General features: G+C 72.9%; 19 protein-coding genes and 1 tRNA gene. 5 read left to right on the top strand and 15 right to left on the bottom strand.

Annotated features, from left to right (window positions below; genetic code table 11):
- Window positions 1-9 precede the first annotated feature (9 nt).
- The 6 genes from atpE to prmC form a co-directional block, all read right to left on the bottom strand.
- The gene (gene atpE / locus ACOWU6_RS10380) at window positions 10-249 is read right to left on the bottom strand and encodes a F0F1 ATP synthase subunit C (RefSeq protein ID WP_156241867.1); all 240 of its coding nucleotides are present in this window, start codon (window positions 247-249) and stop codon (window positions 10-12) included.
- Between the two features lie 43 nt (window positions 250-292).
- Window positions 293-1,099, bottom strand: coding sequence for a F0F1 ATP synthase subunit A (atpB, locus tag ACOWU6_RS10375; RefSeq protein ID WP_271172231.1), 807 nt, complete (start codon window positions 1,097-1,099; stop codon window positions 293-295).
- Between the two features lie 176 nt (window positions 1,100-1,275).
- Complete coding sequence (locus ACOWU6_RS10370; protein WP_282978113.1) at window positions 1,276-1,746, bottom strand: hypothetical protein; 471 nt, start codon at window positions 1,744-1,746, stop codon at window positions 1,276-1,278.
- Window positions 1,746-2,921 carry an MraY family glycosyltransferase gene (locus tag ACOWU6_RS10365; protein WP_271172233.1) on the bottom strand — a complete coding sequence of 392 codons (1,176 nt, stop codon included), beginning with the start codon at window positions 2,919-2,921 and terminating at the stop codon, window positions 1,746-1,748. Before ACOWU6_RS10365 ends, ACOWU6_RS10370 begins: the two co-directional genes overlap by 1 nt.
- Window positions 2,918-3,625, bottom strand: a complete 708-nt coding sequence (locus ACOWU6_RS10360; protein WP_421075628.1) for an L-threonylcarbamoyladenylate synthase — start codon at window positions 3,623-3,625, stop codon at window positions 2,918-2,920. The genes ACOWU6_RS10365 and ACOWU6_RS10360 overlap by 4 nt, the downstream gene beginning before the upstream one ends.
- 80 nt (window positions 3,626-3,705) lie before the next feature.
- On the bottom strand, window positions 3,706-4,593 hold the full coding sequence (gene prmC, locus ACOWU6_RS10355) for a peptide chain release factor N(5)-glutamine methyltransferase (protein WP_421075627.1): 888 nt from the start codon (window positions 4,591-4,593) through the stop codon (window positions 3,706-3,708).
- 111 nt (window positions 4,594-4,704) lie between these two features.
- Between prmC and cysK the strand changes: the two genes are divergently transcribed.
- Together cysK and epsC are read left to right on the top strand one after the other, a co-directional pair.
- On the top strand, window positions 4,705-5,643 hold the full coding sequence (gene cysK / locus ACOWU6_RS10350; RefSeq protein WP_282978117.1) for a cysteine synthase A: 939 nt from the start codon (window positions 4,705-4,707) through the stop codon (window positions 5,641-5,643).
- A gap of 7 nt (window positions 5,644-5,650) precedes the next feature.
- Window positions 5,651-6,220: a serine O-acetyltransferase EpsC gene (gene epsC, locus ACOWU6_RS10345; RefSeq protein ID WP_271172237.1), complete on the top strand. Its 570-nt coding sequence runs from the start codon at window positions 5,651-5,653 to the stop codon at window positions 6,218-6,220.
- 70 nt (window positions 6,221-6,290) lie between these two features.
- Here the strand turns inward: epsC and ACOWU6_RS10340 are convergent, their stop codons facing one another.
- From ACOWU6_RS10340 to argS, 9 genes are all read right to left on the bottom strand, one after another.
- On the bottom strand, window positions 6,291-7,694 hold the full coding sequence (locus ACOWU6_RS10340; RefSeq protein WP_421075626.1) for an amidase: 1,404 nt from the start codon (window positions 7,692-7,694) through the stop codon (window positions 6,291-6,293).
- Window positions 7,695-8,030: 336 nt separating this feature from the next.
- A complete protein-coding gene (prfA, locus tag ACOWU6_RS10335) occupies window positions 8,031-9,104 on the bottom strand; it encodes a peptide chain release factor 1 (RefSeq protein WP_324012044.1) in 1,074 nt (357 codons plus the stop codon).
- A gap of 19 nt (window positions 9,105-9,123) precedes the next feature.
- Entirely contained in the window at window positions 9,124-11,391 is a 2,268-nt protein-coding gene (gene rho / locus ACOWU6_RS10330; protein ID WP_421075625.1) for a transcription termination factor Rho, read from the bottom strand.
- Window positions 11,392-11,544: 153 nt separating this feature from the next.
- Window positions 11,545-12,477, bottom strand: a complete 933-nt coding sequence (gene thrB / locus ACOWU6_RS10325) for a homoserine kinase (RefSeq protein ID WP_421075624.1) — start codon at window positions 12,475-12,477, stop codon at window positions 11,545-11,547.
- Window positions 12,474-13,562, bottom strand: coding sequence for a threonine synthase (thrC, locus tag ACOWU6_RS10320; RefSeq protein ID WP_421075623.1), 1,089 nt, complete (start codon window positions 13,560-13,562; stop codon window positions 12,474-12,476). The genes thrB and thrC overlap by 4 nt, the downstream gene beginning before the upstream one ends.
- A 2-nt stretch (window positions 13,563-13,564) precedes the next feature.
- Window positions 13,565-14,869 (bottom strand): homoserine dehydrogenase, encoded by a 1,305-nt coding sequence (locus ACOWU6_RS10315; RefSeq protein ID WP_421075622.1) that lies wholly within the window; start codon window positions 14,867-14,869, stop codon window positions 13,565-13,567.
- Entirely contained in the window at window positions 14,866-16,296 is a 1,431-nt protein-coding gene (gene lysA / locus ACOWU6_RS10310) for a diaminopimelate decarboxylase (RefSeq protein WP_421075621.1), read from the bottom strand. Before lysA ends, ACOWU6_RS10315 begins: the two co-directional genes overlap by 4 nt.
- A gap of 120 nt (window positions 16,297-16,416) precedes the next feature.
- Window positions 16,417-17,187, bottom strand: a complete 771-nt coding sequence (locus ACOWU6_RS10305; protein WP_421075620.1) for an LmeA family phospholipid-binding protein — start codon at window positions 17,185-17,187, stop codon at window positions 16,417-16,419.
- 1 nt (window position 17,188) lies between these two features.
- On the bottom strand, window positions 17,189-18,856 hold the full coding sequence (argS, locus tag ACOWU6_RS10300; RefSeq protein WP_421075619.1) for an arginine--tRNA ligase: 1,668 nt from the start codon (window positions 18,854-18,856) through the stop codon (window positions 17,189-17,191).
- A 60-nt stretch (window positions 18,857-18,916) separates the two neighbouring features.
- On the opposite strand from argS, the gene ACOWU6_RS10295 reads away from it, so the two are divergent.
- The 3 genes from ACOWU6_RS10295 (at window position 18,917) to hrpB (ending at window position 22,499) form a co-directional block, all read left to right on the top strand.
- Window positions 18,917-19,765, top strand: a complete 849-nt coding sequence (locus tag ACOWU6_RS10295; protein WP_421075618.1) for an SGNH/GDSL hydrolase family protein — start codon at window positions 18,917-18,919, stop codon at window positions 19,763-19,765.
- A gap of 16 nt (window positions 19,766-19,781) precedes the next feature.
- Window positions 19,782-19,854, top strand: a tRNA-Arg gene (locus ACOWU6_RS10290).
- Between the two features lie 71 nt (window positions 19,855-19,925).
- A complete protein-coding gene (hrpB, locus tag ACOWU6_RS10285) occupies window positions 19,926-22,499 on the top strand; it encodes an ATP-dependent helicase HrpB (protein ID WP_421075617.1) in 2,574 nt (857 codons plus the stop codon).
- Window positions 22,500-22,551: the final 52 nt, after the last annotated feature.

Genomic DNA, 22,551 nt, shown 5'->3' with positions numbered 1-22,551 from the left:
GGCGAGGGATCAGTTGTAGCCGAAGATGAAGCCGGTGGCGATGCCGATGAAGGCGAGGGCCTCGGTGAAGGCGATACCGATCCACATCAGCGTCTGGAGGCGGCCGGCGAGCTCAGGCTGGCGGGCGGTCGACTCGATCGTCTTGCCGACGACGATGCCCACGCCGATCGCGGGGCCGATGGCGGCGAGGCCGTAGCCGACCGTCGCGATCGAACCGTTGACCTCGGCCAGAATCGTGGTAGCGTCCACGGGTTTTTCCTTTCGGTAAGGCGGATGACCGTGTGGTCGTCCGTCAGTGCTCTTCCGCAACCGCGAGCTGGATGTAGACCGCGGTGAGGATCGTGAAGACGTAGGCCTGGAGCACGGCGACCAGGACCTCGAACAGGGTGAAGGCGAAGCCGAACGCGAGCGTTCCCACGCTCAGCAGCGACCACCATCCGCCCATCGAGATGAGGAAGAACTGCGTCGCCGAGAAGAACAGCACGAGCATGAGGTGCCCGACGATCATGTTCATCAGAAGTCGCAGCGTCAGCGTGACGGGACGGATGATGAACGTCGAGAGGAACTCGAGCGGCGTGACGATGATGTAGAGGAACGGCGGGACCCCGGGCGGGAAGAGCGCGTTCCGGAAGAACCCGGCCGGGCTCTTCTTGATGCCCGCGTAGATGAAGGCCACGTACGCGACCACCGCGAGCAGCAGCGGGACCGCGATGACGCTCGTGCCGGCGATGTTGATGCCGGGGATGATGCCCGTCAGGTTCATGAACAGGATCATGAAGAACATCGTCATGAGCAGCGGCAGGAAGCGGTCGCCGTCCTTGCGCCCGAGGATGTTGTGCGCGAAGGTGTCGCGCACGAACAGCATGCCCATCTCGACGATGCTCTGGAAGCGGCCGGGGACCACGGTCATCCGGCGCGTGCCGAGCACGAGGATGAGGACGAGCACCGCGGTGGCGAGGAACTGCGCGAGGTTGATGCGCGTGATCTCGAACGGCGTGCCGACGAAGAGCAGCCCCTCGGGGAAGAAGTCCGCGATCGACGGCGGGTGGAATTCCTCGCCGTCAGCGATCTTGGCGATGAGGTTCGCTGCCTGAGTCAACCTGTGGCTCCAGCTTCTCGCGCGGAGCAGTGCCCAGCACGGTGAATTGTCATGAGAGAGCGGGTCTGCGGGGCCTCGTCGCGTTCATCGCGCCGCACACCGGCCGCAGGTGAGTCCAGCCTATCAAAGGTCGAACCCAGGTTTTGACGCTCTGTAGAAATCCGGGCGGGCGCCCGTCAGCGCGCGTCGGCGTCGGGGGCGTCCTCCCCCGGCAGCGCGACGTCGGACACGTGCGGGATGCGCATGGTCCGCACGACGATGACGTCGACGACGAGCGACGCGACGACGCTCGCGACGATCGCGACGAAGAACACGACCGGCTCGAGCCACGGCTGCCCGCGCAGGAGGAAGAGCGCGCCGATGAAGACGATGAGCTTGAGGAACCATCCGCCCAGGACGATGCCGAAGAAGATCTGCACGTAGAGGGGGTCGCCGAACCAGCGGTTCGCCACGAGTACGCTCACGCTCGTCAGGATGAGGAACACCGCGGCCACGAGGGCGCCCGCGAGCGCCGACCACAGCCCGTCCGCCCCCGCGACGAGGAAGCCGATCGCTCCTCCGACGATCGCGATGACGAGCGTCGCGATGACGCTCCACCGGATGGCCGCGCGCAGGACGGGCGTGCTCGAGACGGGAGAGGGCGACATCAGGCCTCCTGTGGGGTCGGTGCGCCGGCGGGGGTGTCCGCGCCGTCGCCGCGCGGCGCGCGGCGCGAGGGGGTGAGCGTGACGACGAGGCACGCGATGATGCCGACGCCGCCGAACGCGATGCCGATCCACCAGTCGCCGGGCCATCCGTTCTGCGTCGCGATGTACATGAGCAGCACCGCGAGCGAGCAGATCGAGGTCCACGCGTAGAAGATGAGGGTCGAGTCGCGGTCGCTGTGGCCCATGTCGAGCATCCGGTGGTGCAGGTGCTTGCGATCGGGCGAGAACGGCGACTTGCCCGCGCCCATGCGGCGGATGACGGCGAGGCCGAAGTCGGCCAGCGGGAGCGCGACGACGATGATCGGCAGGATGATCGGGATGAACGCTCCGAGCAGCTGCGAGTCGAAGTCCTCGCGCCCGACGATCGACGGAGGCAGCTGACCCGTGATCGCGACCGCGCTCGTGGCCATGAGCAGGCCCAGCACGAGCGCGCCGGAGTCGCCCATGAAGAGCTTCGCGGGGCTCCAGTTCAGCGGCAGGAAGCCGATGCAGGCGCCGATGAGGACCGCAGCGATGAAGGTCGCGAAGTTGAAGTAGCTCGTCGCGCCGATGTCGCGGATGAGCAGATACGAGTACACGAAGAACACGGCGTTGGAGATGAGGCAGACGCCGGCGACGAGCCCGTCGAGGCCGTCGATGAAGTTCACGGCGTTCATGGCGATGACGATCGAGAGGATCGTGACGCCGATGCTGAACCAGCTCCCCCACACCGTGATGCCGCCGAACGGGAGGAAGAAGATCTGCAGCTGGCCGCCCACGGCGATGATGCCCGCCGCGAGGAACTGCGCCGCGAGCTTGATCATCCAGTCGAGGTCCCACAGATCGTCGGCGACGCCGACGAGCATGATGAGCGTCACGGCGGCGAGGATCGACCACACGCGCTGCGGCTCGTCCCAGAAGATCCCGAAGTACGGGTTCGCCGCCGAGACCGCGAACGCGGTCGCGATGCCCAGGAACATCGCCACGCCGCCCAGCCGGGGCGTGGGCGTCTTGTGCACGTCGCGCTCGCGGATGCCGGGGTACAGCTTGTACCGCATCGCGAGCTTCCACACCGTCCACGAGAGGCCGTAGGTGACCGCGGCCGTCAGGACGATGATGAAGACGTACTGTCTCACGGGCCGCTCGCTGCCTCGGGCTCGGCCTCGGTCTCGGGGTCGGGCTCGAGGAGGTCGCCGAGCACATCGCGCAGCTCCGCGCGCGTGACGGCGCCGTCGCGCAGCACGCGGACGACCGGGTCGGCGACTCCGCCCACGAGCGACGTCGCGTCGATGATCGTCGACGCGATGCCCGTCGCGGAGGCGCCCGCGTCGAGGTAGACCGCGACGCTCTCGCCGAGCATGCCGATCGCGGAGTCGATCGTCACGGCGGCGGGGCGCCCCGTGAGGTTCGCGCTCGAGACGGCGAGCGGACCGGTCTCGGTCAGCAGCTCCAGGGTGAGCCGGTGGTCGGGCATGCGCACCGCCACGGTGCCGTGCGTCTCGCCGAGGTCCCAGCTGAGGGACGGCTGGGCGGGGAGCACGATCGTGAGGCCGCCGGGCCAGAAGCGCGAGACGAGGCGCTGGACGGCCCCGGGCACCTCCTCGACGAGAGCGCGCATCGCGTCCTCGCCCGCCACGAGCACGGGCGGCGGCTGCTGGCGCCCCCTCCCCTTCGCGTCGAGCAGACGCTGCACGGCCTCGGGGCTGAACGCGTCGGCCGCGACGCCGTACACGGTGTCGGTCGGGAGGACGACGAGCTCGCCGCGGGCGATCGCCTGACGGGCCTGGCGCATGCCGGGGAGGAGCTGCGTCTCGTCGCGCAGATCGAAGAGGGGGGACATAGCGGGTCAAGTCTACGGCGACGCCGCTGGGAACGCCGGTCGCGACGCCGCGGCGGCGCCCGAACGGGTGCGGCAGGCGGTCAGCCGCGGATGGCCGTGGTCGCGCGGTCGCGCATCGTGAGATCCGGATGGGTCGCGGCTCCGCGCCATCCGTCGGCCGTGAGGAGATCGCGGATGGGCGCGCCCTGCCACTCGCCGTGCTCGATGACGAGGACTCCGCCGGGGCGCAGGAGACGCGCGGCCGTCCGGCTCAGGACCCGCACGACGTCGAGGCCGTCCGGCCCGCCGTAGAGCGCCGCGGCCGGGTCGTGCAGACGCACCTCCGGGTCGCGCGGGATGGCGTCGTCGGGGACGTACGGCGGATTGGACGCGACGACCGCGACGGTGCCGTCGAGCTCGGGGAGCGCGTCGGCGAGGTCGCCGAGGACGATGCGGAGGTTCTCGGCGCCGATCCGCTCGGCGTTGCGCAGGGTCCACGCGTGCGCGTCGGGCGACTTCTCCACGGCGTGCACGCGCGCGTGCGGCACCTCGGTCGCGAGCGCGAGCGCGATGGCGCCGCTGCCCGTGCCGAGGTCGACGGCGACGGGCTCGGGCGACGGGTCGGCACGGAGCGCGTCGATCGCCAGCTGGGCCACCATCTCGGTCTCGGGGCGGGGGACGAACACCCCGGGGCCGACCGCGAGGTCGAGGTGCCGGAAGTGCGCGACGCCCGTGATGTGCTGCAGCGGCACGCGCGCGGCGCGGCGCTCGACGAGGGCCTCGAACGCCGCCGCGTGCTCGGGGGCGAGGGCGTCGCCGCGGATGACGGCGGCCTGCACTCCCCCGCGGCTCTCGCCGCGCACGTGCGCGAGCAGGAGCTCGGCGTCGACGTCGGGGTCGGGCACCCCCGCGTCGGCGAGGATCCGGGCGGCCTCCGACAGAGCGGAGCGGACGGAGGCGGCGGCGGGCCGAGGGGCGGGGAGCGTCATGGCTCGTCCAGTCTACGGACGGCGTAACTCGGTTACGCCGTCGCGCGGCGCCCCGGGCGTTGTGCCCTAATGTGAAGCCGATCGCAGGATCTCCTCCGCAGAAAGGCCGTCATGACCGGTATCCACGCAGACGTCACCACCGCGTTCGGCAACACCCCGCTCGTCCGCCTCAACCGCGTCGTCGAGGGCGCGGGCGCCGAGGTGTACGCCAAGCTCGAGTACTTCAACCCCGGTTCGAGCGTCAAGGACCGCCTCGGCATCGCGATCATCAACGCGGCGGAGGAGTCGGGCGAGCTCAAGCCCGGCGGCACGATCGTCGAGGCGACGAGCGGCAACACGGGCATCGCCCTCTCGCTCGTCGGCGCCGCCCGCGGCTACAAGGTCATCCTGACGATGCCGGCCTCGATGTCGAAGGAGCGCCGCGTGCTCCTCAAGGCCTTCGGCGCCGAGCTCGTGCTCACCGACCCCGCCGGCGGCATGAAGGCCGCCGTCGCGGAGGCCGAGCGCATCGCGTCCGAGACGCCCGGCGCCATCCTCGCGAAGCAGTTCGCGAACGAGGCGAACCCCGCCATCCACCGCAAGACCACGGCCGAGGAGATCTGGCGCGACACCGACGGCCAGGTCGACATCTTCGTCGCCGGCATCGGCACGGGCGGCACGATCACGGGCGTCGGGCAGGTGCTCAAGGAGCGCAACCCCGATGTGAAGGTCGTCGCGGTCGAGCCGAGCGCCTCGCCGCTGCTGTCGCAGGGCACCCCCGGCCCGGCGAAGATCCAGGGCATCGGCCCGAACTTCGTGCCCCCGATCCTCGACACCGAGGTGTTCGACGAGGTCGTCACGGTCGAGTTCGACGACGCGATCGCCACCTCGCGCGCGCTCGCCGCGAACGAGGGCCTGCTCGTCGGCATCTCGTCGGGCGCGGCCGCCTGGGCCGCGATCGAGGTCGCCAAGCGCCCCGAGAACGCCGGCAAGAAGATCGTCGTGATCATCCCCGACACGGGCGAGCGCTACCTCTCGACGGCCCTGTTCGAGGACCTGCGCGAGGACTGACCGCCCGATGTCCTTCTGGAGTCGCGTCCGCGAGGATCTCGATGCCGCCCGGCGTCGGGATCCCGCGGCGCGTTCCGCGCTCGAGATCGCCCTCCTCTACCCCGGCCTCCACGCCATCTGGGCGCATCGTCTCTGGCATGCCCTGTGGATCCGGGGCCTCCGGTTCGTCGCGCGCGCGGGGTCGCAGCTCACGCGCTGGCTGACCGGCATCGAGATCCATCCCGGCGCCGTGATCGGCCGCCGGTTCTTCATCGACCACGGCATGGGCGTCGTGATCGGCGAGACCGCCGAGATCGGCGACGACGTCATGCTCTACCACGGCGTCACGCTCGGCGGCCGCACCCACGACGGCGGCAAGCGCCACCCCACGCTGGGCGACGGCGTCGCCGTCGGTGCGGGAGCCAAGGTCCTCGGACCCGTCGTGATCGGCGACCGCTCGATGATCGGCGCGAACGCCGTGGTCACCCGCAGCGCTCCGGCCGACACGGTTCTCGTCGGCATCCCCGCGAAGGCGCGGGCCCGCCGGTCCGGCGAGGACGCGCGCCTCATCCTCATGGCGCCCGAGTACAGCATCTGACCGCTGCTCGACGCCTGTCTCCGCGAGGCGCCGCTCGCTCGCCGCGTTTCGCGGAACCAGCGGATGGCCGTCAGGCCGCGACCGGCGGGCGCGGCAGGGGCCCGCGCGCGGCCTCGAGCTGCGCTGCAAGGGCGATGATCGTGCCCTCGCCGCCTGGGCGTCCGACGAGCTGCACGCTCACGGGGCGCCCTGACGCGTCGGGCAGCAGCGGCACCGTGAGCGCGGGCAGCCCGCTCACGTTCACGAAGCTGGTGTGCGGCGCATAGGAGCACTGCTGCGCGAAGTTCCGCTCGGGATCGTCCTGGTCGTACCACCCCACGGGGCGCGGCGACTGCGCGAGCGCGGGCGTCAGGACGACGTCGAACGGCGCGAACGCCGCGATCGTCTCCCGCTCGAACACGGTCGCGGCGGCATACGCGGCCAGCACGCGCTCAGCCGCGAGCGCCCTCCCCTCGCGCACGAGCCACGCCGTGAGGGGCTCGAGGTCGAGGTCCAGGCGATCGTCGGCCACGGGGATCCGCGCAGCGGAGGCGCGCCAGATCGTCGTGAAGAGCTCGGGGTACCCGCGCGGCTGCCAGTCCGCGTCCGAGACATCGTGCCCCGCGGCTTCGAGGAGCGCGATCCCGCGGTCGAACGCCGCGCGCGCGGCGGCATCGAGGGCCGTGTCGGTCCATCCGTCCCACGGCGTGACGGTCGTGACGCCCACGCGGAGTCGGCCGGGGTCGCACCGGGCGGCCGCAGCGAACGGGCCGCGTCCGGGTGCGCGCGTCGCGTAGGTGTAGGGAGCGGATGCCGCGAGCGCGTCGAGCAGGAACGCCGCGTCCTCGACGGTGCGGGCGATCGGGCCGGCGACCGACAGCCCGCCCGGCGCATCGAGCCCTGATCCGATCGGCAGGCGGCCGCGCGACGGCTTGATCCCGACGACCCCCACGGTCGCGGCGGGGATGCGGATGGACCCGCCGCCGTCCGAGGCGGGAGCTGCGGGCAGCAGGCCGGCCGAGACCGCGACGGCTGCCCCGCCGCTCGACCCGCCGGCGCCCGTCGCCGGGTCCCACGGGTTCCGCGTGGGCGGGGCGACGCGCGACTCGGTGTAGCCGGTCATGCCGAACTCGGGGGTGCTGGTCTTCCCGAGGCTCACGGCTCCGAGCTCGTCGAGCGCGGCCGCGAGCGGGTCGGATGCCACGGGCACGTACGCGGCGAACGCTCGCGATCCGTAGCGGGTCGGCACTCCGGCGCGCGCGGTGAGGTCCTTGTCTGCGAGAGGCAGGCCCCACAGGGGACGCGTCGGGTCGGGCCGTCCGAGCCGATCCGCGGCCGCGAGGGCCCGCGCGGCCGTCACCTCGGTGAAGGCGCCGAGGCCGTCGTCGAGCCGGGCGATCCGGTCGAGGAAGTGCGTCGCGACGTCGCGGGGCGCGACCTCGCCGCGCTGGAGTGCCGCCGCGAGCTCGACGGCGCTCAGCTCGTGGATGTCCATCCGACCATCCTCCCGCACGATCGCCGCACCGCCTTCGTCCACGACGGTGATCGCCGCACCGCCTTCGTCCACGGCGGTGATCGCCCAGGTCGCACTTCGCGGCCCCCAACCGACGAATACGGCCGGAAATCGCGACCCCGACAGGGCGACACCCGCCCAGGTCGCACTTCGCGGCCCCCAACCGACGAATACGGCCGGAAACCGCGACCCCAACGGGGCGACCGCCCGCCCAGGTCGCACTTGGCGGCCCCCAACCGACCAATACGGACGGAAACCGCGACCCCAACGGGACGGCGCCCGCCCAACGGGGCGACGGATGGCATCAGCCGGCCGAGATCACTCCCCGAGCGACGCGAGGCGCTCGGCCTCGTCGGCCTCGATGCAGGACTGCACGACGGGCTCGAGCGCGCCGTCCATCACCTGGTCGAGGTTGTACGCCTTGTATCCCGTGCGGTGGTCCGCGATGCGGTTCTCGGGGAAGTTGTACGTGCGGATGCGCTCCGAGCGGTCCATGCCGCGGATCTGCGACTTGCGCGCATCGGCCGCGACGGCCGCGAGCTCCTCCTGCTGCTTCGCGAGCAGGCGCGCGCGGAGGACGCGCATGCCCGCCTCCCGGTTCTGCAGCTGCGACTTCTCGTTCTGCATCGACACGACGATGCCGGTCGGCACGTGCGTGATGCGCACCGCCGAGTCGGTCGTGTTGACCGACTGGCCGCCGGGTCCGGACGACCGGAAGACATCGATCTTCAGGTCGTTCGGGTCGATGTGGATCTCCTCGGGCTCGTCCACCTCGGGGAAGACGAGCACGCCGGTCGTCGAGGTGTGGATGCGTCCCTGCGACTCGGTCGCGGGCACGCGCTGCACGCGGTGCACGCCGCCCTCGTACTTGAGATGCGCCCACACGCCCTGCGCGGGGTCGTTCGAGGATCCCTTGATGGCGACCTGCACGTTCTTGTAGCCGCCGAGGTCGGACTCGTCGCGCTCGAGGAGCTCGGTCTTCCACCCCTTCGACGCCGCGTACTGCATGTACATGCGCAGGAGATCGGCCGCGAAGAGGGCGCTCTCGGCGCCGCCCTCGCCGGCCTTGATCTCCATGATCACGTCGCGCGCGTCATCCGGGTCGCGCGGGATGAGGAGACGCCGCAGCCGCTCCTGCGCCTGCGCGAGGTGCTCCTCGAGTGCCGGCACCTCCTCGGCGAAGGCGTCGTCCTCCTTCGCGAGCTCGCGAGCGGCCTCGAGGTCCTCCCCCGCGGCGATCCACTCCTCGTGCGCGCGCACGATGCGGCTGAGCTCGGCGTAGCGCCGGTTGACCCGCTTGGCGCGCGCCGCGTCGGCGTGCACGGCGGGGTCGGAGAGCTCCTCCTGCACCCGCCGGTGCTCGTCGATCAGCGCCTGGACGGACTCGAACACGCGTGCTCCCCCGCCCGCGTCAGCGGATGTCGTTCTCGTGGCCCGAGCCGCGGCCGCCCGTCGCCGGGATCGACTTCTGCATCTGCACGAGGAACTCGACGTTCGACTGCGTCTCCTTGAGCTTGTCGAGGATGACGCCGAGCGCGTGCTGCTGGTCGAGGCCCGCGAGGGCGCGACGCAGCTTCCACGTGATCTTCACCTCGTCGGGCGAAAGGAGCATCTCCTCACGGCGCGTGGACGACGCGTTGACGTCGACCGCCGGGAAGATCCGCTTGTCGGCGAGCTGACGCGAGAGGCGCAGCTCCATGTTGCCGGTGCCCTTGAACTCCTCGAAGATCACCTCGTCCATCTTCGATCCGGTCTCGACGAGCGCCGTGGCGAGGATGGTCAGCGAGCCGCCGTTCTCGATGTTGCGCGCGGCGCCGAAGAAGCGCTTGGGCGGGTAGAGCGCCGACGCGTCGACGCCGCCCGTGAGCACGCGGCCCGAGGTCGGGGCCGAGATGTTGTACGCGCGTCCGAGGCGCGTGATCGAGTCGAGCAGCACGACGACGTCGCGGCCCAGCTCGACGAGGCGCTTCGCCCGCTCGATCGCGAGCTCGGCGACCGTCGTGTGGTCCTCCGCGGGACGGTCGAACGTCGAGGCGATGACCTCGCCCTTGACCGACCGCTGCATGTCGGTGACCTCCTCGGGCCGCTCGTCGACGAGCACGACCATGAGGTGGGCCTCGGGGTTGTTCTGCGAGATCGCGTTCGCGATCTGCTGCAGGACGATCGTCTTGCCGGCCTTGGGCGGCGCGACGATGAGGCCGCGCTGGCCCTTCCCGATCGGCGCGACGAGGTCGATGATGCGCTGCGTGAGCTTCTCGGGCGCGGTCTCGAGGCGGAGGCGCTCCTGCGGGTAGAGCGGCGTGAGGTCGCCGAACTCGACGCGGTTCGCGGCGTCCTCGACGGACAGGCCGTTGATCGAGTCGACCTTGACGAGCGCGTTGTACTTCTGCCGGCCCGTCGACTCGCCCTCGCGCGGCTGCTTGATCGCGCCGACGATCGCGTCGCCCTTGCGGAGGTGGTACTTCTTCACCTGGCCGAGCGAGACGTAGACGTCCTGGTGCCCCGGGAGGTAGCCCGTGGTGCGGACGAACGCGTAGTTGTCGAGCACATCCAGAACGCCCGCGATCGGGATGAGGACGTCGTCCTCGCCGATCTCGGTGTCGAACTCGTCGTCGGCGCCGCCGCCGCGGCGCTTGTTGCGCGCGCGACCACGGCCCTCGTTCTGCGCCTGGGCCTGTGCCTGGCCGCGCCCCTGGCGCTGACCGCCGCGGTCCCCGCGGTCGCCCTCGTCGTTGGCGTCGTCCTGCGTCGCGCGGGCGTCGTCGCCCTGTGCCTCGCCGTTGCCCTTGTTGCGGCCTCGGCGGTTGCGGTTGCGGCCTCGGCGGCCGGTGCCCTCCTCCGAGCGCTCGCCCTCGCGGCCGCCCTCGGCGCGTGCGGCGTCGGACGCCTCGTCGGCGTCGCCCTGCGCGTCGGCGGGCGCCTCCTCGGCGGCCGGCTCGGCCTTGCGGACCGGACGGCGGCCACGGCCACGGCCACGGCCACCCTCGGCCTGCTCGCCCTCGGCCTGCTCCGCGGGGGCGGCGTCGGCCTGCTCCGCCGGGGCGGCGTCGGCCTGCTCGGCGGGCTTCTCGGCGTCCTCGGCGGGCGCCTCGACGGCGTCCTCCGCGGCGGCCGTCTCGTCAGCGGCCGCCTCGTCGGCCGCAGGGGCCTCCTCAGCGGACGCCTCCTCCTCGGCGGGGGTCTCCTCCGCGGCCGGCGCCTCGTCCATGGCCTCGGGCGAGGGAGCGGTCTCGACCGCCTGCTCGGCGACCTCGACGACCTCCGCCGCGTCGGCGGACGCCGCCGCGTCGGCCTGCGGGGCCTCCTCTGCCGGCGTCTCGACGACGGGGTCGGCCTTCTTCGTGCGGCGCGGCGCGCGCTTGCGCACCGGCTTCGCGGGCGCCTCCTCAGCCACGGGCGCCTCGGCGGCGGCGGGTGCCTCCTCGGCCGCGGGGGCCTCCTCGGCGGGCGCCTCGACGGCCGCGTCGGCCGTGCCGGCCGACTTCACGCGGCGCGGCGCGCGCTTGCGCACGGGCTTGGCGGGCGCCTCCTCGGCGGGTGCCGCGTCTGCGGCGGGCTGGGCGTCGGCCTGCGCACTCTCGGCGGGCGACGTCTCGGTCGCCTGCGCCTCGGGCTGCGCGTCGAAGAGGGTCTCTTCTCCGCCGACGGCGTCGTTCTGGATCTCGGAGATCGGCTCCACGAGTACTCCTGTCGGTATTGCGTGGCATGACCCGAACCGCACTGGCGGGATTCGCGTGACGCGCGCCACGACGCGCGTGGATCTCGGCCGGTCTCGGAGACGGCGGGGATCGTGCGGGGGCTTCGCAGAATTGCGACGGTGGCTTCGAACGTGCTATTCAGCACCCACCGGGATGTCCCTCACTGTACCACCTTTGAAATCGACGGCGAGCATGAGGGCGTCCCACGGGGTGTCCGCGACGCGGGCGACGAGCTCGGCTGCCTCGACGCGTCGGCCGGGGCCGTCGGCGAGGACGAGGACGCTCGGGCCCGCGCCCGAGACGACGGCCGCGAAGCCCGCCGCGCGCAGCGCCTGCACGAGCCGGTGCGTCTCGGGCATCGCCTCGGCGCGGTAGTTCTGGTGGAGCTTGTCCTCGGTCGCGGCGAGCAGCAGCTCGGGGCTCTGCGTGAGCGCCGCGATGAGGAGCGCCGAGCGCGAGACGTTGAACACGGCGTCCTCGCGCGGCACCTGCAAGGGCTGCAGGCTGCGTGCGAGGGAGGTCGACATGGTCGTCTCCGGGACGAAGACGACGGGCGCGACGCCGCGATGCACGAGGAGCTTCTTGTGCTGCGGGCCCCGCTCGTCGACCCACGCGATCGTGAGCCCGCCGAAGAGGGCGGGTGCGACGTTGTCGGGGTGTCCTTCGAGCTCGGTCGCGAGGCGGAGGAGGTCGTTCTCGGAGAGCTCGACGTCGCCCTCGAGGAGCCCCTTCGCGGCGAGCACGCCGGCCGAGACGGCGGCGCCCGAGGAGCCGAGGCCGCGCCCGTGCGGGACGCCGTTGTGCGCGACGAGCCGCAGGCCCGGCGCGGGGCGCCCCGCATCGGCGAAGACGTGGCGGATGGCGCGCACGATGAGGTGCGACTCGTCGCGGGGGATCTCCTCCGCGCCCGACCCGGTCACCTCGATCTCGAGCTCGCTCTCCGGCAGGGCCGTCACGGTGAGCTCGTCGTACGCCGACAGCGCGAGGCCGAGGGTGTCGAACCCGGGGCCCAGGTTGGCGCTCGTGGCCGGCACGCGGACGTGCACCGAGCGCCGGGCTGGCGTCACGCGGGCGCTCCGACGGGAGCGAGCCCGAGCACGTCGGCGACGTCGGATGTCGAGGCGTCGACGACCGTCGGGGTCACCTCCGAGCCGTCCTCCTGCTTGAGCGCCCACTGCGGGTCCTTGAGCCCGTGGCCCGTGACGGTGATCGCGACGCGCGAGCCCGCGGGGATCGCGCCCGCCTCGGCGCGCTCGAGGAGACCGGCGACGCCGATCGCGGACGCCGGCTCGACGAACACGCCGGCCGTGCTCGCGAGGAGCCGCTGCGCGGCGAGGATGGCCGAGTCGGAGATCGCGCCGAAGTACCCGTCGGTCTTCTCGCGCGCCGCGAGGGCGAGCTCCCACGAGGCGGGGTTGCCGATGCGGATGGCCGTGGCGATCGTCTCCGGGTTCTTCACGACCTCGCCGCGGACGATGGGCGCCGAGCCCTCTGCCTGGAAGCCGAACATGCGCGGCACGCGCGTCGACGTGCCGGCCTCTGCGTCCTCGACGTACCCGCGCGAGTACGCGGTGTAGTTGCCCGCGTTGCCGATCGGGATGAAGTGGAATTCGGGGGCGTCGCCGAGCTGCGAGACGATCTCGTACGCCGCGGTCTTCTGGCCCTCGATGCGGTCGGGGTTGACCGAGTTCACGAGGTGCACGGGGTAGCTCTCGCTGAGCTCGCGCGCGATCTCGAGGCAGTCGTCGAAGTTGCCGCGGATCTGGATGAGCTGGCCGCCGTGGATGACGGCCTGGCTGAGCTTGCCCATGGCGATCTTGCCCTCGGGCACGAGGACCGCCGCGGTGATCCCCGCGTGCGCGGCGTACGCCGCGGCCGAGGCCGACGTGTTGCCGGTCGACGCGCAGATGACGGCCTTCGCGCCGTGCTCGACGGCGCGCGAGAGCGCGACGGTCATGCCGCGGTCCTTGAACGAGCCGGTCGGGTTCATGCCCTCGAACTTGATCCAGACATCCGCGCCCGTGCGCTGCGACAGGGCGGGTGCCGGGATGAGCGGCGTGCCGCCCTCGCCGAGGGTCACGACGGTCGAGGCGTCGGTGACGCCCAGACGGTCGGCGTACTCGCGCATCACTCCGCGCCAGACGTGGGCCATGGTCATTCTCCTTCCACGCGCAGCACCGAGGCCACGCGCTCGACGACATCGCTCTGAGCGAGGCGGGCGACGGTGTCGCTGAGCGCCTGCTCCCGAGCCCTGTGGGTTCCGATCACGATGCGGGCGGTGCCCTCGTCATCGACGGTCTGCTCGACGGTCGCCGCGGAGACGCCGCCGTCGTTGAGGATGCCCGCGATCGTCGCGAGCACGCCCTGCTCGTCCGACACCTCGAGGGTGATCTGGTAGCGCGTCGTGATGCGCCCGATCTCGGCGGTCGGCAGGCTCTGGCGCGCCGACTCCCCCACGCCCACGCCGCCGGCGATGTGGCGGCGGGCGGCCGAGACGACGTCGCCGAGCACGGCCGACGCGGTCTGCACGCCGCCCGCTCCCGCGCCGTAGAACATGAGGGGGCCCGCCGCCTCGGCCTCGACGAACACGGCGTTGTTGCCGCCGTGCACCGTCGCGAGGGGATGGTCGCGGCTGATGAGCGCGGGATACACGCGCACCGAGATCGACTCGTCCTCCCCTTCGGCGCCGGGCAGGCGCTCGCACACGGCGAGGAGCTTGATGACGAAGCCCGCGCGGCGCGCGCCCTCGATCATGTCGGCCGTGATCGACTCGATGCCCTCGCGGTGCACGTGCTCCATCGCGACCTCGGTGTGGAACGCGAGGCTCGCGAGGATGGCCGCCTTCTGGGCCGCGTCGTATCCCTCGAGGTCGAGGGTCGGGTCGGCCTCGAGGTAGCCGAGGTCCGTCGCGATGCGCTGCGCCTCCTCGGCGGAGAGCCCCTCGCGGTCCATCTTGTCGAGGATGAAGTTCGTCGAGCCGTTGACGATGCCGAAGATGCGAACGATCCGGTCGCCTGCGAGCGAGTCCTTCAGGGGGCGGATGATCGGGATCGCGCCTGCGACGGCGGCCTCGTACGAGACGGACGCGCCGACCTGGTCGGCGGCGTCGAAGATCTCGGCGCCGTGAGCGGCGAGGAGGGCCTTGTTGCCCGTCACGACGTCGGCGCCCGAGTTCAGGGCGGTGAGGATGTGGGTGCGGGCGGGCTCGATGCCGCCCATGAGCTCGATGACGATGTCGGCGCCGACGATGAGGTTCTCGGCGTCGGTCGTGAGCAGCTCGCGCGGGAGCTCGACGTCGCGAGGGGCGTCGAGGTCGCGGACGAGGATGCCCGAGAGCTCGAGGCTCGCGCCGCTGCGCTCGGCGAGGTCGTCGCCGTGCTCGAGAAGCAGGCGCGCGACCTGCGAGCCGACGGAACCGGCGCCCAGCAGGGCGACCCTCAGCGTGCGGTGGTCGATCATCCTTCTCCCTCTCCGGCCGCGAGGCCGGTCTCGGTGTCGAGCCCGGCGTCGCGGGCGAGCAGATCGTCGATCGTCTCGCCGCGCACGATCACGCGGGCGCTCCCCCCGCGGACCGCCACGACGGGCGGACGCGGGACGTGGTTGTAGTTGCTCGCGAGCGGCACGGTGTACGCGCCCGTCGCGGGGACGGCGAGCAGGTCGCCGGGCGTGACGTCGCCCGGAAGGTACTCGTGGTCGACGACGATGTCGCCCGACTCGCAGTGCATGCCGACGACGCGCACGAGCGCGGGAGCGTCCATCCCCTCGCGCGACGCGAGCCGCGCCGAGTACTGAGCGCCGTACAGCGCGCCGCGCGCGTTGTCGCTCATGCCGCCGTCGACGCTCACGTAGAGGCGGTCGCGCTCTCCGTCGGGCGTCTGCACGCGGACCGGCTTCACGGTGCCGACCTCGTAGAGCGTGACGCCCGCGGTGCCGATGATGCTGCGGCCCGGCTCGAAGGCGAGGGTCGGCAGCGGGATGCCGCGCGCGTCGCACTCGTCCGCGACGGCCCCGACGATGCCCTCCGCGAGGTCCTCGATGGGCGAGGGATCGTCGGCTCGCGTGTAGGCGATCCCGAAGCCCCCGCCGAGGTTGAGCAGCGGGATCTCCCCGCCCGCGAGGAGGCGCTCGTGCAGCTCGACGAGCCGCGAGGCCGACTCGCGGAAGCCGGCGACGCCGAAGATCTGCGAGCCGATGTGGCAGTGGAGGCCGGCGAAGCGCACGTGTGGCAGCTCGCGGATGCGGGCCACCGCCTCCTCGGCCGCGCTGAGCGGGAACCCGAACTTCTGGTCCTCGTGCGCCGTCGCGAGGAAGCTGTGCGTCTCGGCGTGCACACCGCTGTTGACGCGCACGAGCACGCTCTGCATGACGTCGAGGCGCTCCGTGATCGCCGCGAGGCGCTCGATCTCGATGAGCGAGTCCACGATGATCGTGCCGACGCCGGCGGTGACGGCGCGCTCGAGCTCCCACACCTGCTTGTTGTTGCCGTGGAAGCCGATGTGCGAGGGCGCCACGCCGGCAGCGAGGGCGACCGCGAGCTCGCCGCCCGAGCAGACGTCGATCCGCAGGCCCGCGTCGACCATCCACCGCGCGATCTCGGCGCTCAGGAACGCCTTGCCGGCGTAGTAGACGCGCGCGTCGCCGCCGCGGCGAGCCGCAGCGGACGCGAACGCGTCGCGCGTGCGCACGGCGCGCGAGCGCGCCTCGTCCTCGTCGATCACGACGACCGGGGTCCCGTACTCTCGCGCGAGCGCCGTGGCGGGCACCCCGCCGATGACGAGCACCCCGTTCGCGTCGCGCGACGCCGATGCCGGCCAGACACCGGGCGCGAGGTCGTTCGGGTCAGCGGGAGACGTGAGCCATTCGGGCGCGAGGGCGGACGAGGACACGGGGCACCAATCAGTGGATGGGGGTTCGCCGCGGCGCGGGATGGTCACGTCGCCGCGGTGACTGAGAGTCTATGGCACGCCGCGCGCGACCCGTGCCGCGGGACGACGCACGACGACGCATCAGCCGCAGCTCGCCGCGGCGAGGGCGTCGGCGTCGGAGAGGACGCCGTCGGCGAACGCGAGGCGGACGACGAGATGCTCGTCGTCGATGTCGGCCGCGGTCACCTCGAGGCCGTCGGGGAGCGCATCGGCGCGGCACAGCGTGAACGGCCGCGCGAGGGCGCTGAGGTCGACCGGCGCCTGCGCGAGCGTGTCCGCGGTCAGCTCGAGGTCGCCGATCGAGATCGCCTCGGGGGTGAGCACGACGTCGCCGTCCGACACGCTCGGCACGGCGCTGAACGACAGCGGGATGTCCGCGCCCAGCAGGCTCACGTGCGTCGACAGGCGCGCGGCGGGCCCGGGGAGCTGCACGGCGACATCCCCCCACGTCGCCCAGCTGCCGCCGACCGCGGCGAGCAGCGCGTCGACATCCGCCGCGTCCATCCGGATGGCGGCGGTGCCGCCGAGCGCGCTCAGGTCGTCTCCCCGCACAGGCACCCCGTGCGCGCGCACCGCGACGTCGCCGGACAGCCCGCCGACCGCGACGTCGTCGCTCGCGACGGCGAGGTCGTCGAGCCGGCCCGCGATGAGCTGCGGGATGACGAGCCCGCCGACCCCGACCTCGATCGGCTGGTCGGCCGGCAGCGCGAGCTCCGACACGATCACGTCGCGCACCTGCTGCTTCACGAGCTCGCGCGCGACCGCCTCGCCGACGAGGAACGCCGCGGCCGCGACGGCGACGATCACGCCGACGGCGACGAGCGCCCTCAGCGGACGACGGCGGCGCGCCACGTCACATCCGCTCGGGCGCGCTCACACCGAGGAGGTCGAGCCCGTTGCGGAGCACCTGGCCGGTCGCGTCGTTCAGCCACAGGCGCGTGCCGTGCACGGGCTCGACGGGCTCGTCGCCCTTGGGCGTGACGCGGCAGCTGTCGTACCAGCGGTGGTACAGGCCGGCGAGCTCCTCGAGGTAGCGCGCGATGCGGTGCGGCTCGCGCAGCTCGGCGGCGAACGCCACGACGCGGGGGAACTCCTGGAGGGCGCCGAGCAGCGCGCTCTCGGTCTCGTGGTCGAGCAGCTCGGGCGCGAACGTCGAGCGGTCGACTCCCGCGTCCACGGCGTTGCGCGCGACGTTCACCGTGCGCGCGTGCGCGTACTGCACGTAGAAGACCGGGTTGTCGTTCGTGCGCCTGCGCAGCTGCTCGGGGTCGAGCGCGAGCGGCGAGTCGGCGGGGTACCGCGCGAGCGAGTACCGCAGCGCGTCCGTCCCGATCCACGAGATGAGGTCGTCCATCTCGATGATGTTGCCCGCGCGCTTGGACAGGCGCGCCCCGTTCACCGAGACGAGCTGCCCGATGAGCACCTCGATGTCCTTCTGGGGGTCGTCGCCCGCCGCGCCCGCGAGGGCCTTGAGACGGTGGACGTAGCCGTGGTGGTCGGCGCCCAGCAGGTAGATCTTGTGCTGATAGCCGCGGTCGGACTTCGAGAGGTAGTACGCCGCGTCGGCCGCGAAGTACGTGTAGATCTCGCTGTCGGAGCGGCGGACGACGCGGTCCTTGTCGTCGCCGAACGCGGTCGTGCGCACCCAGACGGCACCGCCGTCCTCGAACACGTGGCCCTGCTCGGCCAGGCGGTCGATGGCCTGGTCGATCGCGCTGGCGCCCTCGGCGCCCTTCTCGTGCAGCGTGCGCTCGCTGAAGAAGACGTCGAAGTGCACGTTGAACGTCTCGAGGGACTGCTTGATCTCCTCGAGCTGGCGCGCATAGCCGAGCTCGCGGGCGACGGCGAGCTGCGCGTCGTCGTCGAGCTCGAGCAGATCGGGGCGCTGCTCGAGGACGTGCGCGGCGAGATCGGCGATGTACTGGCCCGGGTAGCCGCCCTCCGGCGTCGGCTCCCCCTTGGCCGCCGCGAGCACGCTCGCGCCGAACTTGTCCATCTGCGCGCCCGCGTCGTTGATGTAGTACTCGCTGACGAGGTCGGCGCCGCTCGCCTTGAGCACGCGCGCGATCGAGTCGCCGAGCGCGGCCCAGCGCGTGTGGCCGATGTGGAGCGGGCCCGTGGGGTTCGCGCTCACGAACTCGAGGTTGATCGTGTTGCCGACCTGCGTCTCGTTGCGCCCGTATGCGGCGCCCGCGTCGACGATCGTCTTCGCGAGGACCCCAGCCGCGGCGGCGTCGAGGCGGATGTTGATGAAGCCGGGGCCCGCGACCTCGACCGACGCGATGCCGTCGACCGAGCCGAGGGCGTCGGCGATCTCCTGCGCGAGTTCGCGCGGGTTCGCGCCGAGGCGCTTGGCGAGCTTCATGGCGATGTTCGTGGCCCAGTCGCCGTGATCGCGGTTCTTCGGGCGCTCGAAGACGACGTCGGCGGCGGCCAGGTCGAGGGACTCCTCGGGGCGGCGACGCTCGGCGATCGGAGAGAGGACGGCGAGCAGGGCGGCGGCGAGGGAATCCGGGTTCATAGCGTCACAAGTTTATGACGACGCACGGTGTGGCCACGCCGAGTGCTTATCCTCGTTCGCATGACCGCGGCGCACCCGACCCGCCGGCCCGTCGTGCTCGCCGCGGCGATCGGCTTCCTCCTGCTCGCCGCCGCCCTCGTGCTCGGGGTCTGGCGGCCCTGGGCGCCGCTCCCCGTGCCCGACGCGGCGGTCGCCTCCGACCGAGAGGCGGCTTCCGCCGAGAGCACCGCGACGATCGCGCTGCCCGACGACCCGACGGTGCTCGTCTTCGGCGATTCGTGGACCTACGGCTCGGCGGCGACGAGCCCGACGGGCGGGTACGCGTACCGCTTCGGGGAGCTCGAGGGCTGGGAAACCGTCGTCGACGGCGTGCGGGGCAGCGGGTACCTCAAGCCGGGGATCGACGGCCCGGCCTTCGGCGAGCGCATCGCCGCGCTCGATCCCGCGCTCGATCCGGATCTCGTCATCGTCCAGGGCTCGATCAACGACCGCCGTCAGGACCTGTCGCGCTACGCGGGCGCGGTGAATGCGGCATGGGACGCGCTCGCGGACCTCTACCCCGACGCCGCGATCGTCGTCCTCGGCCCCGCGCCGCACATCCTTCCGGTCGAGGACACGACGGCGGAGCTCGACCGCAGGCTCTCGGCGCTCGCGGCCGACCGCGGATGGCCGTACATCTCGCCCGTGCAGGACGAGTGGATCACGGCGGCCGACTACCTGCGGCTCATCGACACGTCGGAGCGCGGCGCGCGGCACCCCTCCGACGCCGGACACGCCCATCTCGCGGAGCGCCTCGTCGCGGCGATCGCGGAGATCACGGCCCCCGTGCAGGTCGAGGCCGCGGAGAACCAGCCCGAGCCGGCGCTCCCGGCGGCGCCCGACGTGTACGAGACACCCTCGCCGCGCTGATAAGCTCGATCAGCACGCCTCCGTAGCTCAGGGGATAGAGCGCCGGTTTCCGGTACCGAAGGTCGGGGGTTCGAATCCCTCCGGGGGCACCCGGTGCGAAGGCCCCGCTCGTCTGCGAGCGGGGCCTTCGCCGTTCCCGCCCCCCTGAGAGAATCGGACGATGGCCGACCCGCACCGCTTCGACCTCGCCGCGCTCGGCGCGGGGCTCACGGTGTCGACGGCGCGCGATGCGCTGCTTTCGGCCGCCCGGCACGGCGCGTTCGTCGTGACGGCGCCGCCCGGAACGGGCAAGACCACGTTCGTGCCACCGCTGCTCGCGAACGCGGTCGAGGGCCGCGTGCTCGTGACGCAGCCGCGGCGGGTCGCCGTGCGCGCGGCCGCCCGCCGCATCGCGCAGCTGGACGGGGCGGAGCTCGGCGGCCCGGTCGGCTTCAGCGTCCGCGGCGAGCGCGAGGTCGGCCCGCGCACGCGCATCGAGCTCCTCACCCCCGGCGTGCTGCTGCGCCGACTGCTCGCCGATCCCGGTCTCGACGGCGTCGACGCGGTCATCCTCGACGAGGTGCACGAGCGCTCGCTCGACGGCGACCTCCTCCTCGGGATGCTCGCCGAGGCACGCGCGCTCCGCGACGACCTCGTCGTGACGGCCATGTCGGCGACCCTCGATGCGGACGCCGTCGCCCGCCTGCTCGGCAGCGCTGATCATCCCGCGCCCGTCATCGATGTGCCGTCGCCCCTCCATCCGCTTGCGATCGAGTACGCGCCGGGAGATGCACCGCGCCTCGACGAGCGCGGCGTCACGCGCGCGCACCTCGCGCACCTCGCCCGCGTCGCGACGGCCGCACAGCGCGAGGACGGCTGCGATGCCCTCGTCTTCGTGCCCTCGGCGCGCGATGTCGACGAGCTCGTGCGACTCATCCGCGACCGCGCGGCGGACATCGAGGTCCTCCCCCTGCACGGCCGGCTGCCCGCCCGCGAGCAGGATCGCGCCACGCAGGGGCGCCGCGCCGGGGAGCCGCCCCGCATCGTCGTGAGCACGGCGCTCGCCGAGAGCTCGCTCACGGTGCCCGGCGTGCGGCTCGTCGTCGACGCGGGCCTCTCGCGCGAGGTGCGCCGAGACCGCGGCCGCGACATGACCGGCCTCGTGACGGTCAGCGCGTCGCGAGCGAGCGCGGACCAGCGAGCCGGGCGCGCGGCACGGCAGGGCCCCGGCCGAGCGGTGCGCGCCTACGCGGAGGTCGACTTCGCGCGGATGCCGGTTGCCGCCGCACCGGAGATCGCCTCGGCCGACCTCGTCGACGCCCTGCTCCTCGCGGGAGCGTGGGGCACGCCGGGCGGCGAGGGCCTCGCCCTCCTCACCCCTCCCCCGCGCGCCGCGGTCGCTCAGGCGCTCTCCGTGCTGCACGCGCTCGAGCTGACCGACGCGAGCGGACGGCCGACGGATCTCGGGCGCCGCATCGCACCGCTTCCCGTCGGCGCTCGCGAGGCGCGGGCCCTCCTCGAGGGCGCCGCGATGCTCGGCGATGCGCGCGCGGCCGCCGAGGTCGTCGCGGCGATCTCCGACGACCACCGCGATGCCGACGCCGACCTCGGGCGGATGCTCCGCGAGCTCAGGGATGGCCGCGGCCCGGGCGCCGCGCGCTGGCGGCGCGAGACGACCCGGCTCGCCCGGATCGCGGCATCCGACGCGGCGCCCCGCGAGTCCGATTCCGGGCCATCCGCGCCAGGCGGGTCCGATTCCGGGCTATCCGCGCCGGGAGCCGTCGTCGCCCTCGCGCGGCCCGACTGGATCGCCCGGCGCACGGGCCCGCACGACCGGACGTACCTCCTCGCGAGCGGCACGCGCGCCGCGCTTCCCGCGGGCAGTGCGCTGAGCGCGTCGGAGTGGCTCGCGGTCTGGGAGGTCCAGCGCGCAGAGGGCCGCGCTGCCGAGGGCACCGGCGCCGTCATCCGGACGGCCGCCGCGCTCGCCGAGGAGGACGCGCTCGCGATCGGGGCGGGGCTCACAAGCGACGAACGCGCCGCACGCATCGAGGGCGGTCGCGTGCGCGTCCGCCGCACCCGCCGGCTCGGCGCCATCCTGCTCGCCGAGACGCCCGTCGCGGCGACCCCCGAGGACGTCGGCCCCGCCTTCGCCGCGCACGTCCGCGAGAGAGGCCTCGACGCGCTCGCGTGGCGTCCCGAGGCGCTCGCCCTGCGCGCGCGCCTCGCGCTCGTGCACCGGGAGATCGGCCGCCCGTGGCCCGAGGTCGACGACGCCTCCCTGCTCGCGCGCATCGACGACTGGCTGGGGCCCGACCTCTCCCGCCTGCGCGCCGACGTGTCCCTGCACGGGATCGACGTCGAGGCGGCGCTGCGGCGCCTGCTCCCCTGGCCGGAGGCCGCGCGCCTCGACGAGCTCGTGCCCGAGCGGCTCGCCGTGCCGTCCGGGTCGCGCGTGCGCATCGACTACGCGGGCGATGTGGATGCACGGCCCGTCGTCGCCGTGAAGCTGCAGGAGGTCTTCGGCCTCGCGCAGACGCCGCGCCTGGTCGACGGGCGCGTGCCCGTGCTCTTCCACCTGCTCTCCCCCGCGCGGCGTCCTCTCGCCGTGACCGACGACCTCGCGTCCTTCTGGAACGGCCCGTACCAGCAGGTGCGCAGGGAGATGCGCGGGCGCTACCCGCGCCATCCGTGGCCGGAGGATCCGTGGACGGCGCCCGCGACCGCGAAGACGAACCGCGCGGCCGGGCGCTGAGCCCGCTGTCGGCGCCGGGCGCACTCGGCGCGGGGCGCTGAGCCTGCTCGGC

The sequence above is a fragment of the Microbacterium sp. SA156 genome (assembly GCF_049065455.1).
Classification (GTDB): domain Bacteria; phylum Actinomycetota; class Actinomycetes; order Actinomycetales; family Microbacteriaceae; genus Microbacterium; species Microbacterium barkeri.
The sequence above is the reverse complement of the archived record's forward strand: the minus strand, read 5'-3'. Positions and strand labels throughout refer to the sequence as shown.

What these genes read in the sequence shown, in the direction of transcription:
- epsC (WP_271172237.1), top strand. Translation starts at nt 5,651, where the DNA reads ATGTCCTTCTGGAGTCGCGTCCGCGAGGATCTCGATGCCGCCCGGCGT.
- prmC (WP_421075627.1), bottom strand. Translation starts at nt 4,593, where the DNA reads ATGACGCTCCCCGCCCCTCGGCCCGCCGCCGCCTCCGTCCGCTCCGCT.
- ACOWU6_RS10370 (WP_282978113.1), bottom strand. Translation starts at nt 1,746, where the DNA reads ATGTCGCCCTCTCCCGTCTCGAGCACGCCCGTCCTGCGCGCGGCCATC.
- hrpB (WP_421075617.1), top strand. Translation starts at nt 19,926, where the DNA reads ATGGCCGACCCGCACCGCTTCGACCTCGCCGCGCTCGGCGCGGGGCTC.
- argS (WP_421075619.1), bottom strand. Translation starts at nt 18,856, where the DNA reads ATGAACCCGGATTCCCTCGCCGCCGCCCTGCTCGCCGTCCTCTCTCCG.
- ACOWU6_RS10360 (WP_421075628.1), bottom strand. Translation starts at nt 3,625, where the DNA reads ATGTCCCCCCTCTTCGATCTGCGCGACGAGACGCAGCTCCTCCCCGGC.
- ACOWU6_RS10315 (WP_421075622.1), bottom strand. Translation starts at nt 14,869, where the DNA reads ATGATCGACCACCGCACGCTGAGGGTCGCCCTGCTGGGCGCCGGTTCC.
- ACOWU6_RS10340 (WP_421075626.1), bottom strand. Translation starts at nt 7,694, where the DNA reads ATGGACATCCACGAGCTGAGCGCCGTCGAGCTCGCGGCGGCACTCCAG.
- cysK (WP_282978117.1), top strand. Translation starts at nt 4,705, where the DNA reads ATGACCGGTATCCACGCAGACGTCACCACCGCGTTCGGCAACACCCCG.
- thrC (WP_421075623.1), bottom strand. Translation starts at nt 13,562, where the DNA reads ATGGCCCACGTCTGGCGCGGAGTGATGCGCGAGTACGCCGACCGTCTG.
- ACOWU6_RS10295 (WP_421075618.1), top strand. Translation starts at nt 18,917, where the DNA reads ATGACCGCGGCGCACCCGACCCGCCGGCCCGTCGTGCTCGCCGCGGCG.